The following is a 1079-nucleotide window of genomic DNA, read 5'->3' on the forward strand; positions in this document are numbered from 1 at the left end:
CAACGGCAGACTCGAGCATCTACGCGGGTCCGCGCTGGGATTCCGCAACCTCACGCATTACATCGCGAGGTGTCTGCTCGAGTCCGGTGGCTTCAGACCGGTTCTACACTCTCAATTACGATGAGCCACATTCACCCGAAAACCGTGACTGCAGCGGCATTGAACGCTGACACCGGAGAAATCGATCAGGCTACGATGTCGACCGACAACAATACCGTCATCTCCTGGATCAGGGCCCACGGTGGGGACGCCGTGGTCACCTATGTGGCTGGCCCGACAGAGTGTGGACTCGCCCGCGACCTCACAGGCCAGGGCATCACGTGTAAAGTCGCAGCGCCATCGAAGCTGTTACGTGCCTACGCGATCGAGTCAAGACTGATCAGCGTGATGCCCTGGGGGCTGGCCCCCTGTGTTGGGTCAAATGCGTTAGTGCCTTGATCACTATGGTTTCAACGCGTCGAGGAGTCCCGTCTCAATCGCCCCGAGGGCTGGTGGCAGTGTGGTGATCGTCCCGTTGATCTCGACAACAGCCGACCGTAATGGTCGCAATGTTCGTAAGAAACGACGGATCGACATACCCGCTCGGTCCTGAACGGTCCGAGAAACAGCAAGCGCTGCGAACACGATCGTCAGATGCGCCTCGATTGCATCCCTGGTACGAGCGAACATCGGCCGTGCCCGCAGGTCCGTCTTCGACATCCTGAAAGACTGCTCGACATGCCACAGGTCGTGATACGACCCAACCACCTCGCCCGCTGACATGATCGAGCGCTCTATATTCGTGACGTACCCTTTCCACCCACTGAGTCTCATGGCCCGGGTGTAGGCGGCTTCGTCGAAGTCCTTGGACCCACTTTTCGTCTTCACGAACCGTGCACTCTTCTGGGCTCTGACTCCCTCGATGACATCGATGGCTCGATTGCGTTGAGCATTCAGCGTCTGCTCATCCCTTAACCTTGATCCACCGATCTGCTTGATGTCCGGTGGCCCACTCGAATTTGAGCTTGGGCACGATGAGTGGGCAGGAGGTAGTGTCCCGGTCTCTCACCGGTCTCTTCCACATTGAGCCTCCCAGAGCC

The 1079-nt window shown here is 58.4% G+C and carries 1 protein-coding gene and 1 pseudogene; one reads left to right on the plus strand and one right to left on the minus strand.

Going from position 1 to position 1079, the window contains the following annotated elements; genetic code table 11:
• Positions 1-120 precede the first annotated feature (120 nt).
• Complete coding sequence (locus ACPUD7_RS17690) at positions 121-438, plus strand: hypothetical protein (RefSeq protein WP_425120643.1); 318 nt, start codon at positions 121-123, stop codon at positions 436-438.
• A 3-nt stretch (positions 439-441) separates the two neighbouring features.
• On the opposite strand, the pseudogene ACPUD7_RS17695 reads toward ACPUD7_RS17690, so the two are convergent.
• Positions 442-954, minus strand: a pseudogene (locus ACPUD7_RS17695) (IS1634 family transposase); the annotation flags it as partial.
• Positions 955-1079: the final 125 nt, after the last annotated feature.

This window comes from Brevibacterium sp. FAM 24630 (assembly GCF_049804075.1).
In the GTDB taxonomy this organism is placed as follows: domain Bacteria; phylum Actinomycetota; class Actinomycetes; order Actinomycetales; family Brevibacteriaceae; genus Brevibacterium.